This is a genomic window from Pantoea sp. RCC30.1 (genome assembly GCF_058148845.1).
This window is the reverse complement of sequence record NZ_JBXUHX010000027.1, coordinates 26,308-38,829: the sequence shown is the minus strand read 5'-3', so window position 1 is coordinate 38,829 and position 12,522 is coordinate 26,308. Positions and strand designations below refer to the sequence as shown.

The window sequence follows — 12,522 nt, the reverse complement described above, 5'->3', positions numbered from 1 at the left end:
TAGCTAATGCCGGGCCTGTAACCGGATAAAAACAGTAAGGATTTGCTGCGACGTTGCGCAATCAGCGGACTACCACTTCAGCCCCAGTCCGGTGGAGAAGATCCCTTCATTCAGGGTATCGGGTATGCCGCTGACCAGATTGCGATGATAGCCAATATGCAGGGTTGACCAGGAAGTCAGGCTGTACCGCATCCCGACTTCAGCATCCAGCATAAATACGCCATCATCATCCAGCGAATGGCCGATATCGCCGTTGCTGTAAAGCGTGACCGATTTGCCCAGCAGATAGCGTTGATAGTTCCATCGCACTGAGCCGCCAAAGTGCCGCTCTTCCCTGTCATCGCTGTAGCCATACTCAAAGGCACCGCCCAGCAGCGAGAGTGAAAACGTACTGAGTTCGGTGTCCCACAGTTGATAACCCGGGCCGGTGCCGATCAGTGCCTGCCGCGACAGATTCTCTACCCAGTCGCGCTTGTAGGTCGCGCGGGTCTGCCAGAAAAACTGCTCTCTGACCAGATAGTCAAAGGCGTAGCGCAGACTGTAGTTATCGGTGTTGACGCTCTCATTTTCCTGCTCGCGATTGTAGGTCGCGCCGATGTCGTGCCGCCATTTTCCCTGGTTCAGCTTGGTGTTGAGCGCGAAGCTGTAGTCGTCGGTTTTAGTCGAAGCTTTTTTGACCTTCACACCCGCATCGATGTTGCCGGTCCATGCTAGCTGATCGGTGCGGACTTTCGCTTTCATGAACTCGTCAATGCGCCGCAGCGAGACCTGCTGCTCCTGCTCATTGTGTTCTACCCACACATAACCGGGATCGGACGAGCTGAGCCGCACCTGATAATGCTCACCGGTCTTTTTGTTTTCGACGTTTACCGGATTCTCGCTGGCGAGCGTACTGACCGCACTCCAGTCCAGTGTGATGGTGCTGGCATAGTGTGTCTCTATTGCCAGCTTACCGTCGCTGAGGTAACGAATAGTGCCCGTCAGCCGGTCACCGTTATTCAGCCAGACGGTATCGGCTGCGGCCTGCTGTGCCCATCCGGCACAGCAAAGCGTGACCAGCAGCGTGGTAAAGGAGGTGGGGCAACGCATAGCTTTCCCTGTAAAGGCGTCGTCTTACTCGGGCGACGCGTCAACGCAAATTCTGACCTGACAATTAAGCCGATTCTGCGACGATATGCAATGCGCCGCCTGGGTCAGGAGAGATCGTGCAGTGCTTTGCCGAGCGGTGGAGTAATAGCAAAGTCCGTAAAACTCATCGCCAGCCCTTCACGTTCAGGCGAACAGCCCATCACTCCGACAAACCGCCGCACCTGACCGGGCCACGGGCAGAGCCGTAATAGTGGCCAGGTCACCCCGTCGGTGGAGTACTGGATCCTCAGCGCCGAATTTTGCAGCGTAGCGCGCATCCAGAACTGACGCGCATCGCCGGGAAAAACGCCGGTAGACCAGTCGGAAAACTCGCGCGTCAACACGCTGCCAATGGCGGGCTGGTCATCGTTAAACTCAATGCCCGCCTTAACCCAGTGCGTTTCGTTATCCTGAATAAACAGCCCGGCCTGATCGTAGAGCTGACTGAAATCCGCCCTTACCTGCACCTGAACGGTAAAGTCGTGCTCCACCCAGAAGCCGAAAGCGTGTCCGCTGTGCCGTTCGAATCCGTACCAGGTACGCTGCCAGAAATCGCTGTTCAGCGCGGTTTCGAACCTCAGCGTATCGCCATCCAGACTGTGTACCGGCGGCTGATTAATCCAGACGCCACCTTCAGTGGTAATTGAACTGACTGCTGTCATAGGCACTCCTTTGGGTAAGTTAAACCGCCCGCGTTCTGGGCGATCTGCGGCGTGGTGATTGACCTGATTATCATAGCGTTGATTGTTGAACGGGCGGCAGACGATTGCGGCAAATCTGATGATGTCGATGTGGCAGGCAGTGAGGTCAGCAGACCCGTGGCTGCAGATACTCCGACTCTGTTTGCGGTTTCGCTTATATGCCCTTTATTCTCCTGCCGGCAATAAATAACAGCGACCAGGTCCAGCTCACTGAACTATTTCATTTTGTTAATCCCCTGGCGAAAACAGCATTTAACAACCAGGCTTGTTTTGTCTGAGGGCAACTGAACTCATTAAATATAAGGATTAAGCCACCATGGTAGATAAATCAGAGATTTTAGATCACGCGCAGGTTGTTGATGTGAATGGCGAACATGTCGGAGTTGTCGACCATTTTGAAGGCGACGACAAAATTAAGCTGGCGAAAAGCGATCCTGAAGCAGGCGGCAAACACCACATTATTCCATTCAGCTGGGTAAAAGAAGTTGACGATAATAAAGTCATCCTCTCTAAAGCCAAAGCGGATGTAGAAAGTGAGTGGCAGTCTGCATAAAACATTAGCCGTGGCGCCCGCCACGGCTTATTTTATTTATTCTGTTAAATAACTCCTGCGTCCTGCCCTGCCCATTCTTCATTTATTACTGCTTTATATTTCACACCGTCTGAAACGTCTTCAGCAATATCTGTCAGATTTTTACTTTCCATGACGCGGTGCTCTCTGTTTTTATGCCCGGTGGCGGGTTGTCGTAAGCGGAGAGTTTGGAGCGGTCATCATGGCATTGCGGCGGGAGGGAAAAAACCACCAGAATGGCGCAGCACTTTGCCGGATCTCTGTCGGTATCCGGCGGGCGTAAGAAACGGCGGGTGAAGTAAAACCTGAGATCCTCACCCGCTGCGGGTTATTCCTGTTTTGCTGCGCGATCCCGCAGTACTTCCCCCACCACCGGAACCGCTGAAAAGGCATTTGGCCAGCCAGCATAGAACGCGGCCTGAGTGATAATCTCGCCCGCTTCTTCAGCCGTCAATCCGTTGTCCATCGCCCGGTTGAGATGGTAGCTAATTTGCGCACTTTGTCCCGAAGCAATCAGCGCGCTGACCGTCACCAGACTTCTGTCACGAGGCTGTAGCGCTGGCCGCTGCCACAGATTGAGAAACAGCGGATCGGCGGTAAACCTGACCAGCCCGGGCGAGATCGGCCCCACATTTTTCTCCACCGTTGCAGAACGCTGCTGTTCAGCTGCCTGATTCAGTGGCAACAGTGCCGGAGAGGCTTCGGCCAGTTGATCGGCACCAATATCTCGCGCCTGAAACACATTTTTGGTTACCGCAATTGCGGACATCGCATTGGGCCAGCCGGAATAGAACGCCAGGTGAGTGATAATTTCGGAGACTTCAGCAGGCGTCACTCCACTATCGAGCGCCACACCGGCGTAATGTTGTAACTCAGCAGGCTGGTTGCGGGCGATGAGAATGGCAAGCGTGACGATACTGCGGTCACGGATCGAAAGTGCGTCGCGTTTCCAGAGATCATCGGTTATCGCTTCACGTCCGAAACGAGCCAGTGCGGGAGAGACGGACTCAATGTCGGCAACCGAAAGGCTGGATGGATTGACGTTCAACATAGTTTCACCTCTTTTGGGTTCAGCAGCGGCCAGGTCGGCCAGCATCATGGAGATCGCGGCGGCGGCAATCACTTTTTTCATCCTCTGATCAGCTCCCTGGTAAAGGTCAGTTAACAAAAGAATTGAGAGCGCCGCGGTTTTTCAGCAGAGCAGGCACCACGGGGATCGCCTCTTTGCGGTCGGTCATCTCAGCTGTCAGCCGGATATAGTCGCGAAAATGGGGCGTTTCGCAGTGCTGCTGATAGGCGGCGTCACTCGCGTAGATTTCATAGAAGAACCAGCGATATCTGTTTTTCGCATCGGTCGCGGCATACATCGCCAGTACGCCCGGTTCCACCTTCAGTGACTCTGCCATTTCAGGCAGCACAATAGCGCGGAATGCCTGTTGATCGGCCGGTTTCACGTCAACAATCACCAGGTTATTGATGGTTTCTTTATTTTGTACGAAGGGTTTATCACCCAGAAACTGCGGCTCCAGCACGGTGCTCTTTTTCTGGCCGATAAGATCAGGTGCGTGCTGAATAAAGGACCGGTACGGCTCTGAACTGAGATGTTGCTGGTATGCGTCTTCACTCGCATAAATTTCAATCATATAAGCCTGATGAGCGTTCTCTTTACGCTTCAGTGAATACATCGCCAGCGTACCTGGTTGCTCTGCCAGCGAACGGGTAATATTATCTCTGGCAACTTCATCGTACGGTCCGTTTTTCCCGGCCTTAATTTCCATTTCATGCAGATTAATGACACGGTTTGTGGGTTCTGTTAAAGCGGCTGCCGATGCCGGGCCGGCCATCAGCAGAGTCAGAGTCAGAGCGGTAATATTGTTCACGGTCTGCCTTAATTATCGGATGAGGTGATTTGCGATTCATTCGGTGTATTAACCGGTGTGATTTCTGTTTCATCTGGCTATTAAGCCGTTGTGAGTTCCGCATTGAGCTGAGCAATGAGTCGCGACGCGTGTTGCTTTGCTGCAGCAATTTGCTGCGTGATAATAGTTTCATTACGACTGGCATAGCTTATCCCGCAGGTATAAACCGGTTTCTGCATCTCCAGATTGCAGAGCCGAGCGGTGGTTTCAAACTGAATCAGATAATCCTCCAGCTGATGACCAAAGACGCCATCTGCCGCGTATAACGCCTGCGGTGCGCCAGTGGTGAAGGAGAGGATCAGTTTTTTACCGCCGAGTCTGGCCGTTGATCCATGCGCAAACCCATGAACAAATACGTCATCCAGCCATAACTTCATGAGGCCTGGCAGCGAATACCAGGAGAAGGGAAATTGCCAGACGATAATATCTGCTTTCAGCAGTGCATCCTGTTCGGCGCTGACATTGATATTGTTGTCCGGATAAAGTGCATCCAGACGACGGATTTCAGCATCAGGCAGCGCAGAAGCGACTTCATTAAGAATGGTAGCATTACCGACCGAATGGCTCAGGTCAGGATGACCGGAAATAATTAATATATTTTTCATTTTCAATTTTTAATCATCTATTTTTTAACAGATAGCCAGGCGTTGGCGATGCCATCACGCGCTGGGGAATTTTTGCCGTCCGGCACCGTTTAATCAAATCCAATCGCTACTGCATCCGCCTTTCCTGCCGTTAGCGCTTCACGCGGCGTTTTTACTGCGCCGCCTGCCTGACACCTGTCGGATGACTGGTGACAACACACGGTGGCGGTTTGCGACTGATCATTGGGTCACGCCCTCTTGCTGAGGCTTATACTCTGCAGCGAACAGGCTTTCCCAGTTGGTGAATGCTCCCAACGGGATGCAGTCAAAACTCAGCAGACCGGTTTTTGCCAGCGGAAAGTCAGCCAGCAGGCTTTGGGCCTGTTCCACCGAGTCGCATTCAAGGAAGATCGCAACGCCGGGTCGATCCTGTCGGTAGTAAATATCGCGTAGCGCACCGGATTTATACAGACTCCAGGCATGGAAAGCTTCGGCAGCCAGATGAGGGTGATACTTTTCCAGCGTGGCATCGGGGGCGGGTTTATCCAGACACAAAATTCGCATAGCAATCTCCTGAGATTCACGGCCAGGGGGAACTGATAAGGAGTATATGCTCGCGATTTAGTGAAGATTAGGCCACTATTGACTCAAAGATATTTAGCCTGCGGCTAATAATAAGCAGCCCGATTGTGTCAGGATTATCCCGTGAACAACGCCATCTATAATCAGATACGCATCTTCCAGAGCATTGCCCGCGAAGGAAATATTTCATCGGCAGCGCGCAAACTGGAGATTACTCCCCCCTCTGTCAGTAAGGCGCTGAAGCTGCTTGAAGCGCACATCGGTCATCCGCTATTTGTACGAACCACGCGCCAGATTGAGCTGACCGATGCCGGACAGCAGCTGCTGGAACAAACCTCAGCAGCGGTAGCCTCGCTGGAAAAATCGCTGGAAAGCATCCGCGACCAGAATCAGGAACCGTCGGGACTGGTCAGAATCACCCTTTCGCGCTTTGCCTATCTGCTGGTGCTGAAACCTGCGATGGCCGCTTTCTGCCAGCAATATCCCGGTATTCAGCTGGAAATTTCGGTATACGATGGCACCGTGAACATCATTGATGAACGTTTTGATCTGGGGATCCGGTTTGGCGACATTCTGGAAGGTGGCGTGGTGGCGCGCCCGCTGATGAAGCCGTTTCGCGAAGGTTTGTATGCCTCTTCTGCCTATCTGGCAGCGTTCGGCATTCCAGAGTCTCCGTCTGACCTGCATCAGCACCGGCTTATCGGTTACCGGTTTATCACCAATAATCGTATTCTGCCGCTGATTCTGGATCATCATGGCGAACAGCTGACCGTTGAGATGCCGGGTCAGTTGATGAGTAATGATATTGAGGTGATGGCTGATGGCATTCGCAACGGGCTGGGTATCGGGCGACTGTTTGAACCGGTTCATAATTTACAGCCGGATAAAGAGGCATTTATTCCGGTGATGGAGCGTTACTGGAAAACTTATCCGCCGGTTTATCTCTATTATCCTAAAAGCGCGGGTAAAACGAAAAGAGTAAAAACGTTAATCGACTTTCTGCTTAAGCACACTGCGGGTTAAGCAACTGTTACTAATAGCGGGCTTAATGGATACGGCTAATGGCAGATATTTATGACGAGATCTCGCCTGTTTTCTTTCGTATATTCCGAACGGCGATTGCTTTCAGTTAATTGCATTTTTTTGAGATCGTTATCGTAAAACTCGCTGTTTATCAGATGATTAAACTCACTGATTTACATCGATTTTCAGCTGGACTTTTCCTGCAATAGTTGTTTATATGTACAGGTATTTAGCGCGATACAGAGGTGTTGGAGCACCCCTGTATCGCTAATCACAACCACTATTGAGTGAGAATAGAGATCATGACTGATTCAGAGTGTAATGCAGTTGGTTTAAATTCAGAAGCCCCTTCCGTTTCCCAGCGCAAATTAACGGTGAGTTACGCCAGCCGGTATCCCAGTTACGCGCGTATTCCGTCGATTATCATGAAAGGCCAGTGGCTGGCTGCCGCCGGATTTACCACCGGCACCGAAGTAGAAGTAAAAGTCACGGCGGGCCGTATTGTGCTGACCGTGAAACCACCAGAGCCGGTGGATGAGCAACTGGTTAACGCGTTAGCGCAGCTGAATAAGCTGCCCGCCAGGAAACAGAAGCAAGTTCTGGCTTTGTCGGGTGTGGTTGCGGGTCAGGTTTAATTTCTGCTGAAGGGATGCCGCTTCTGGCTGGGGAGCGGCAGATCAGTATTGCTGGCAATAATTATCCGCGTTTTTAAATTTAAATTAAATTTTGCCACGCCAGCGTAGCGCCCCCCTGTTTTAATCGCCTTTTATAATGAGAGGATAGATAATCTATAGATTGGAATGATTTCTGAAGAATTATTAAATGTTTATTATCAGATTGCTATCGCAAAATACAGATTATCGATGTACACACTATGTTCCTGTAAGGATCGTACAACTATAAATGCGTGCCAGAAACAGGAATCAGATAACTAACTTTGGATAAAAATTAGCGCTTACATTCCCTGGCGAATTTATATGATTTCCATGCCAGTTTCAGAGGCGTAACAAAATAGACCACAAGGTATGCAAACGTCAGAACAACAATATATGGAATGGCATTTGAAGCATCTGCATTGAAAACGCCATCCAGTCCAATAAGCATCAAAATAATAAGAGCAATAACTCCGCCCCAGAAGCGTTTACTTAGATCAATCACGAGGCTCTGAAGTGTATCTTTTTTTGACTCGTCTTTTTTTATAATACTTTTGAGTTTACCGATCTCTTTAGCGGAGAAGCCGTTATTATAGAGTTCTTGCTCAAATTCGTTCATCTGATTCATCCTGAATGCCGTTGTGATACGAGCAAAATATAGCACAGTGTACCTGAGCCAGGCTAACCCCCTCTTTACATTGGCGGCACCGGTACCGCCCGATGATATTGTCTGCGCTGCTGTCATTGCTGTGGTGTACCCGTTAATCCCGCGATGGCTTCTCCTCCTTAAGTGCTCTATCAATGTGCCTGTTACAGCTGACGAATAAGCGGCCAGCAATGCAGCTGCTGAAAGCCGGTTGATGGGGCCAACGCAGCTCTGGCTGTAACCTGATGAGATGCGATCCCAAAGGTAAGGGATAGAGGTGATGCGCCTAATGAACACGATGTATGTATAAATCCACACTAACTGGCAGGATTAAGCCCAGGTTATGATCTGATTTCAATGGCTACACAGGGTCACAATAGCCGTTTAATTAAACAGAAAAACCAGCGCGAGATGAAGCAGCGTGGATATAACGATTAACCCTCATCAATCTCTTCAGATAAGGTTAAAAATGAAAAAAGTTACAATCGCAGCGACCATTTTACTACTCACAGCCTGTGTACCCCATAATGACAGACAACACGCTGTGGGCATGGCTAACCCAGCCTCTGTGCATTGTGAAAAGATGGGCGGCAAGCTGGACATAGTTAAGGGCACGGATGGTGATTCAGGTTACTGTAATCTGCCAGGCGGGGAGCGCATCGAGGAGTGGGCACTGTACAGAAGGGATAACCAGTAGCTCGCTGGTCGGAGGCATATCAGGGCAGCGATCAAGGAGCCGTAAGAATGGGACGTGGCTTTATGAAAGGAGGATTACCAGCATACGGCCGCATTGATGTTCCTGATTTCACAAAGTGTGTAGTGCGATGAAAATACTGATATTTATTATAATCTTCTCCGCAACCTGGTTTCTCATACCTGAAAGCATCATCAGATCCCTGGTAGAAGGCCACATTAGCGGTGATGGTGAAGGCGCTATGGATAGTTTCGAATTCACAGTGATTGCAGTTAAGGCGGTGCTTTCTGCTCTGCTGGCCTTTATCGGTGTCTGGCTATATCGCAAAGCTAACCAACGATAACGAAGCGACATTCAAGAAGCTGTTCATCGACGGTATCCACAAGTACCTCAAGGGGCTGAACCCGCGGTGGCCTATGATGCCGGTTAGAGGGGAGCAGATCAGAACGGGATTGCACACCAGATGAGTGTGACTTTCAATAGATGCTAATAGACATCCGAATAAATTAACCTGGCTAAACGCCTTGATATTCGCGAAATTAGTAGACTTTAAGAAGCTTCAGAAGGGAGAATTTGGTACCCCTACAGGATTCAAACCTTCTGACCAGTCTACTGTTCTATATGTGATTTTTTTATTTCAATTTGTGATCTGCTCCCAAAAATGCCCCCTTAGAAAACGACCACTCTCACGGCTGAGGTTCATCACTGCATGATTATGTGGGCGTAAATGACTCTGAACATAGTAAATGTTAAAAAAATTCTTAATTTACCTCACAAAAAGAAAATGTATAATATTTAATCATTTGACTGAAAGGGATTGATTTTGAATGAAAGGAATCGACAAAAAACTTATCATCTTCACTACAAAAAAAAGATTCAATGACAGAAATGCTGATGACATGCAAAGTGGCGACATGGATGCTGATATACTGAAAAAGCATTATCATCTCGGGCAAGTATCAACTTTCATCGACTGGACTACTTTTGGTCCCTCCTATCAGCATCCTGCTACTAATTCTATACAGCCAGTTAGTAGAGAAAAAGCCATTGCGATGTTATATGATGAGCTACGATCTCAGTCCTATGCCTTTTCTTTCCGAGGACCATACCAGGGCTTGATCATAAATCTTTTCAATCACATGCAACGTAGTAATGGAAATGATTTTCAGCATCCGTTTATGGATAATGCCTACAGAAATCTCATTTTGAGTGACAACTCTATCGATAGCACATTATCCATAATTAAAAACACTATCGAGCAATTTGATTTTAATAAGTCACAATTGACGAAAGAACATTTTTCAAATGTATTATCTAAAAGTCGTTTACCAAAATACACAAGATGGAAAGATTTTGTCAATGGCATGGGCATTACCGTCCATGACATAAACAGCACAGAAATTTCTATAGAAAGCCTGACCTTCCAGGGCAATAAATATACTGCGACTATCAAATACAGAGCACAAGACCATTTTGGCTTAGATAAAGAAGATATCTTAAAAGCTAAATTCAACTCAATTAGTTTCTTTAGAATATGGTTCGTTCTACAGAGGGCTAAGCATTTAGCTCAAAAGCCATTTTTCACAAATTTCGGAGCAACTATAACATTGACAGGAGAAAACAATGTTTAAATACAAAAGGATTGGAGCAGTTCTGATTTTGTTAATATCAGTATATTGCATATGGATTGCTGTAAGACCAGCAAAAATAGTCAGAGTTGATAATGGTGCAGTTTTTGTAGAACATTTACCGATGACTACAGAAGGAAAACTAAAATGGTGGTTAGAAAAGAAAGATTCACTTCAGAATAAATATCATATTATCAATACCCCAGATAACTTCACTGTTATCATCATGAATTTCGATGGTTATGAAAAGTTACCAACAGGAACCAGAGATGGTTCAATTGATGACTATACCTGCTTTGATGATACTAATGGCGAGCATAAGAAATGTGTATATAACAGCATAGCATTAGTTATAAGAGGGAGCCTTGACAGAAAAGTATTTATAAATATAGGCGACAAAACATATATACAGAGTTCTGATGGTAGAGTAACATTAAAATAAAAAAGATATTTTTTACCAAATCGCTTCAAAATTTAAATAGTCTGACCAGGTAAGCCAGGCTATTTCAAAAATTTTTTAACTAAATTATTTTTTAATAACCACATCATCTTTTTTAACAAGAACATAATTTATTTTGCTTTTCTCTTCTTCAACCATTTTTGTTTGAATTATGTTTGTAATCTTATTAGTATCAACGTCAGATGCTAAGGCTGAAAAAAACCACCAGTCAACACTATTGTATTCAACAAGTTCGGTTAATTCAAAACATTCAACTATGCTCACGATTTTTAAGCTATCCTGAGAGGCGTAATACTCTCTAAACATAATATAAACAATATCTTCAGCAGGATACATTCTATAGCTTTCAGTAATTTTATTTTTTCCTAATAAATCTACTTAATCATCATGCACTTTGTTAAGAAACTCTTTTTCCTCAGCAAATGATATTTGTTCATCTTTCATTTTATCTTTACTCATAAAACCCTTCTTTTTATTTATAATTCCTTTAACGCAGATTTATTTTTTGTCAATATAATTCACATAAAATCTAATGGAGATTTTTGGAAGAACTAATTGTCAGAGTGAATTATGTCTTCACTAATCGCCGTGTAAGCAAGTCCCAGCACATGGGAAAAGACACTCTTAACAGGGCCATAGCGAAGCTTTGCGGTATTGAGCCTGGCAGGAAGACGCAACCGCCCAATGTTATGGGTGATATTGAATATTTTACCGTTCATGATCTGCTAAGAACGAGCCGGAGCTTACTATGCCACTACACCCGCTTCTCTTTACCAGCTATACGGTATTTGAGTCTCCAGCTTTTGGCTCCGTTTGGAAATATTTCAAGATTTATACCACCACCATCGGCAAGTTTGTATGACTTTTCTTTTGGCTTAGCAGAGTCAATTTGTCGGGCTGTCAGCTTCATTTGGGGGCATCCAGTTAATTGAACCTGGCAATGCCCCCTATCCTGCCCCCAATCGAAACAAGAACGCAATAGGTGACCCTGGACCAAACTGGACCACAGAGAATTGTTAGATTCTGATTTTAAAGGAAAAAGTAGACCAGAAAGGATGTTAACAGAAGAAAATATGGTACGCCCTACAGGATTCGAACCTGTGACCTACGGCTTAGAAGATAGTAGATCATCATTTAACACACTGATTTAAGGCCAGAAATCCATGCTCGCGCAAAGTGATGTGTCGTACTGTGTCGTTAAGTGCATTCCTCAGAATTTCTTCTGCGTCATGTGGCGACACATTTACGACACACCATTTCTTCAGTTTGAATCGCAAGAAAGGATTCGAACCTGTCCCATCAGATAATCGGCCTGCTTGGCTCATGCACGAGCATTATCTCGGCCGTCACTTTCCCCAGCACGATAATCCCATCCATGCCCTCTCCGTCGATCGTCTCGCCGTCAGAGGAGATAATCCCAGAACTGAATAGTCGTCCCAATTGCGGGAACTCACCCAGCAGGAACGCGACTTTATCGCCTGGCACTGCCTTTAGTGATTTGTCCGCCAGCACGAACCCGTCCGGTGTCTCAATCAGGATCATGTTGTTCCGGTGAGGCATCAGGATGTTGTTCAGGTCTAGGCGTCGCTCGACGTAGTCCATTGCAGGTGAAGGGAATCCCATATCTACCTCACATATCCCATGTTGCGTAACGACCAGGTTTTGTTTTCAGTCTCCTCGGTGACCAGCTCGAAGAAGAAATTCTGGTAATACCGTATCCACTGATTACACTGCTTCAGCGTCCAGACGTGATTCAGGTCATCCAGGCGCTTCTGGAATGCCGCAGTGGTGACTGTCTGCCGCCCTCTGCTGTCCTGCGTTATCGCCCCAGCAAACGCTGCGTGTATGTCACTCTCTCTCGCCATGCTAAATCCTCCTCTGATAAATACTGTATGGATAAACAGTAATATCGATCGGTGGTTTTGATCAAGGC

General features: G+C 47.2%; 17 protein-coding genes and 1 pseudogene. 7 read left to right on the top strand and 11 right to left on the bottom strand.

Annotated features, from left to right (window positions below; translation table 11 throughout):
- Window positions 1–69: 69 nt before the first annotated feature.
- Together AC2LB6_RS19540 and AC2LB6_RS19535 are read right to left on the bottom strand one after the other, a co-directional pair.
- Complete coding sequence (locus AC2LB6_RS19540) at window positions 70–1,089, bottom strand: DUF481 domain-containing protein (RefSeq protein WP_490094777.1); 1,020 nt, start codon at window positions 1,087–1,089, stop codon at window positions 70–72.
- A gap of 104 nt (window positions 1,090–1,193) precedes the next feature.
- On the bottom strand, window positions 1,194–1,790 hold the full coding sequence (locus AC2LB6_RS19535) for a DUF1349 domain-containing protein (RefSeq protein WP_490094776.1): 597 nt from the start codon (window positions 1,788–1,790) through the stop codon (window positions 1,194–1,196).
- Window positions 1,791–2,145: 355 nt separating this feature from the next.
- On the opposite strand from AC2LB6_RS19535, the gene AC2LB6_RS19530 reads away from it, so the two are divergent.
- Entirely contained in the window at window positions 2,146–2,382 is a 237-nt protein-coding gene (locus AC2LB6_RS19530) for a DUF2171 domain-containing protein (protein WP_090963114.1), read from the top strand.
- Window positions 2,383–2,728: 346 nt separating this feature from the next.
- On the opposite strand, the gene AC2LB6_RS19525 is transcribed toward AC2LB6_RS19530, so the two are convergent.
- The 4 genes from AC2LB6_RS19525 to AC2LB6_RS19510 all read right to left on the bottom strand — a co-directional run bounded on the left by AC2LB6_RS19525 (window position 2,729) and on the right by AC2LB6_RS19510 (window position 5,467).
- Complete coding sequence (locus AC2LB6_RS19525) at window positions 2,729–3,532, bottom strand: carboxymuconolactone decarboxylase family protein (protein ID WP_490094775.1); 804 nt, start codon at window positions 3,530–3,532, stop codon at window positions 2,729–2,731.
- Window positions 3,533–3,557: 25 nt separating this feature from the next.
- Window positions 3,558–4,280 (bottom strand): putative quinol monooxygenase, encoded by a 723-nt coding sequence (locus AC2LB6_RS19520; protein WP_490094774.1) that lies wholly within the window; start codon window positions 4,278–4,280, stop codon window positions 3,558–3,560.
- Between the two features lie 80 nt (window positions 4,281–4,360).
- Window positions 4,361–4,924: an NAD(P)H-dependent oxidoreductase gene (locus AC2LB6_RS19515; protein ID WP_010259033.1), complete on the bottom strand. Its 564-nt coding sequence runs from the start codon at window positions 4,922–4,924 to the stop codon at window positions 4,361–4,363.
- A gap of 219 nt (window positions 4,925–5,143) precedes the next feature.
- Window positions 5,144–5,467: a superoxide dismutase gene (locus tag AC2LB6_RS19510; RefSeq protein WP_490094773.1), complete on the bottom strand. Its 324-nt coding sequence runs from the start codon at window positions 5,465–5,467 to the stop codon at window positions 5,144–5,146.
- A gap of 141 nt (window positions 5,468–5,608) precedes the next feature.
- Here AC2LB6_RS19510 and AC2LB6_RS19505 point away from each other — a divergent pair, with 141 nt between their 5' ends.
- Both AC2LB6_RS19505 and AC2LB6_RS19500 read left to right on the top strand, forming a co-directional pair.
- Window positions 5,609–6,508 (top strand): LysR family transcriptional regulator, encoded by a 900-nt coding sequence (locus AC2LB6_RS19505; RefSeq protein WP_490094772.1) that lies wholly within the window; start codon window positions 5,609–5,611, stop codon window positions 6,506–6,508.
- A gap of 302 nt (window positions 6,509–6,810) precedes the next feature.
- Entirely contained in the window at window positions 6,811–7,143 is a 333-nt protein-coding gene (locus AC2LB6_RS19500; RefSeq protein ID WP_191921121.1) for a SymE family type I addiction module toxin, read from the top strand.
- Between the two features lie 313 nt (window positions 7,144–7,456).
- On the opposite strand, the gene AC2LB6_RS19495 is transcribed toward AC2LB6_RS19500, so the two are convergent.
- Entirely contained in the window at window positions 7,457–7,780 is a 324-nt protein-coding gene (locus AC2LB6_RS19495; protein ID WP_490094771.1) for a hypothetical protein, read from the bottom strand.
- Window positions 7,781–8,276: 496 nt separating this feature from the next.
- Here AC2LB6_RS19495 and AC2LB6_RS19490 point away from each other — a divergent pair, with 496 nt between their 5' ends.
- The 4 genes from AC2LB6_RS19490 (at window position 8,277) to AC2LB6_RS19475 (ending at window position 10,571) form a co-directional block, all read left to right on the top strand.
- A complete protein-coding gene (locus tag AC2LB6_RS19490) occupies window positions 8,277–8,504 on the top strand; it encodes a putative hemolysin (RefSeq protein WP_490094796.1) in 228 nt (75 codons plus the stop codon).
- Window positions 8,505–8,631: 127 nt separating this feature from the next.
- The gene (locus tag AC2LB6_RS19485; RefSeq protein WP_031592123.1) at window positions 8,632–8,844 is read left to right on the top strand and encodes a hypothetical protein; all 213 of its coding nucleotides are present in this window, start codon (window positions 8,632–8,634) and stop codon (window positions 8,842–8,844) included.
- A gap of 484 nt (window positions 8,845–9,328) precedes the next feature.
- The gene (locus AC2LB6_RS19480; RefSeq protein ID WP_425030215.1) at window positions 9,329–10,132 is read left to right on the top strand and encodes a DUF3289 family protein; all 804 of its coding nucleotides are present in this window, start codon (window positions 9,329–9,331) and stop codon (window positions 10,130–10,132) included.
- Window positions 10,125–10,571, top strand: a complete 447-nt coding sequence (locus tag AC2LB6_RS19475; protein ID WP_490094770.1) for a DUF943 family protein — start codon at window positions 10,125–10,127, stop codon at window positions 10,569–10,571. The genes AC2LB6_RS19480 and AC2LB6_RS19475 overlap by 8 nt, the downstream gene beginning before the upstream one ends.
- An 84-nt stretch (window positions 10,572–10,655) precedes the next feature.
- Here AC2LB6_RS19475 and AC2LB6_RS19470 read toward each other — a convergent pair whose 3' ends face one another.
- The 4 genes and pseudogenes from AC2LB6_RS19470 to AC2LB6_RS19455 form a co-directional block, all read right to left on the bottom strand.
- Window positions 10,656–10,925: a hypothetical protein gene (locus AC2LB6_RS19470; RefSeq protein WP_490094769.1), complete on the bottom strand. Its 270-nt coding sequence runs from the start codon at window positions 10,923–10,925 to the stop codon at window positions 10,656–10,658.
- A 421-nt stretch (window positions 10,926–11,346) separates the two neighbouring features.
- A pseudogene (locus tag AC2LB6_RS19465) lies at window positions 11,347–11,499 on the bottom strand (Arm DNA-binding domain-containing protein); the annotation flags it as partial.
- Window positions 11,500–11,888: 389 nt separating this feature from the next.
- Window positions 11,889–12,131, bottom strand: a complete 243-nt coding sequence (locus tag AC2LB6_RS19460; protein ID WP_490094768.1) for a phage repressor protein — start codon at window positions 12,129–12,131, stop codon at window positions 11,889–11,891.
- 83 nt (window positions 12,132–12,214) lie between these two features.
- Window positions 12,215–12,454 (bottom strand): hypothetical protein, encoded by a 240-nt coding sequence (locus tag AC2LB6_RS19455; RefSeq protein WP_490094767.1) that lies wholly within the window; start codon window positions 12,452–12,454, stop codon window positions 12,215–12,217.
- Between the last annotated feature and the right edge of the window lie 68 nt (window positions 12,455–12,522).

Excerpts from the sequence above, each read along its gene's own strand:
- AC2LB6_RS19540 (WP_490094777.1), bottom strand. The coding sequence starts at position 1,089 with ATGCGTTGCCCCACCTCCTTTACCACGCTGCTGGTCACGCTTTGCTGT.
- AC2LB6_RS19535 (WP_490094776.1), bottom strand. The coding sequence starts at position 1,790 with ATGACAGCAGTCAGTTCAATTACCACTGAAGGTGGCGTCTGGATTAAT.
- AC2LB6_RS19530 (WP_090963114.1), top strand. The coding sequence starts at position 2,146 with ATGGTAGATAAATCAGAGATTTTAGATCACGCGCAGGTTGTTGATGTG.
- AC2LB6_RS19525 (WP_490094775.1), bottom strand. The coding sequence starts at position 3,532 with ATGAAAAAAGTGATTGCCGCCGCCGCGATCTCCATGATGCTGGCCGAC.
- AC2LB6_RS19515 (WP_010259033.1), bottom strand. The coding sequence starts at position 4,924 with ATGAAAAATATATTAATTATTTCCGGTCATCCTGACCTGAGCCATTCG.
- AC2LB6_RS19510 (WP_490094773.1), bottom strand. The coding sequence starts at position 5,467 with ATGCGAATTTTGTGTCTGGATAAACCCGCCCCCGATGCCACGCTGGAA.
- AC2LB6_RS19500 (WP_191921121.1), top strand. The coding sequence starts at position 6,811 with ATGACTGATTCAGAGTGTAATGCAGTTGGTTTAAATTCAGAAGCCCCT.
- AC2LB6_RS19495 (WP_490094771.1), bottom strand. The coding sequence starts at position 7,780 with ATGAACGAATTTGAGCAAGAACTCTATAATAACGGCTTCTCCGCTAAA.
- AC2LB6_RS19490 (WP_490094796.1), top strand. The coding sequence starts at position 8,277 with ATGAAAAAAGTTACAATCGCAGCGACCATTTTACTACTCACAGCCTGT.
- AC2LB6_RS19485 (WP_031592123.1), top strand. The coding sequence starts at position 8,632 with ATGAAAATACTGATATTTATTATAATCTTCTCCGCAACCTGGTTTCTC.
- AC2LB6_RS19480 (WP_425030215.1), top strand. The coding sequence starts at position 9,329 with ATGAAAGGAATCGACAAAAAACTTATCATCTTCACTACAAAAAAAAGA.
- AC2LB6_RS19475 (WP_490094770.1), top strand. The coding sequence starts at position 10,125 with ATGTTTAAATACAAAAGGATTGGAGCAGTTCTGATTTTGTTAATATCA.
- AC2LB6_RS19470 (WP_490094769.1), bottom strand. The coding sequence starts at position 10,925 with ATGTATCCTGCTGAAGATATTGTTTATATTATGTTTAGAGAGTATTAC.
- AC2LB6_RS19460 (WP_490094768.1), bottom strand. The coding sequence starts at position 12,131 with ATGATCCTGATTGAGACACCGGACGGGTTCGTGCTGGCGGACAAATCA.
- AC2LB6_RS19455 (WP_490094767.1), bottom strand. The coding sequence starts at position 12,454 with ATGGCGAGAGAGAGTGACATACACGCAGCGTTTGCTGGGGCGATAACG.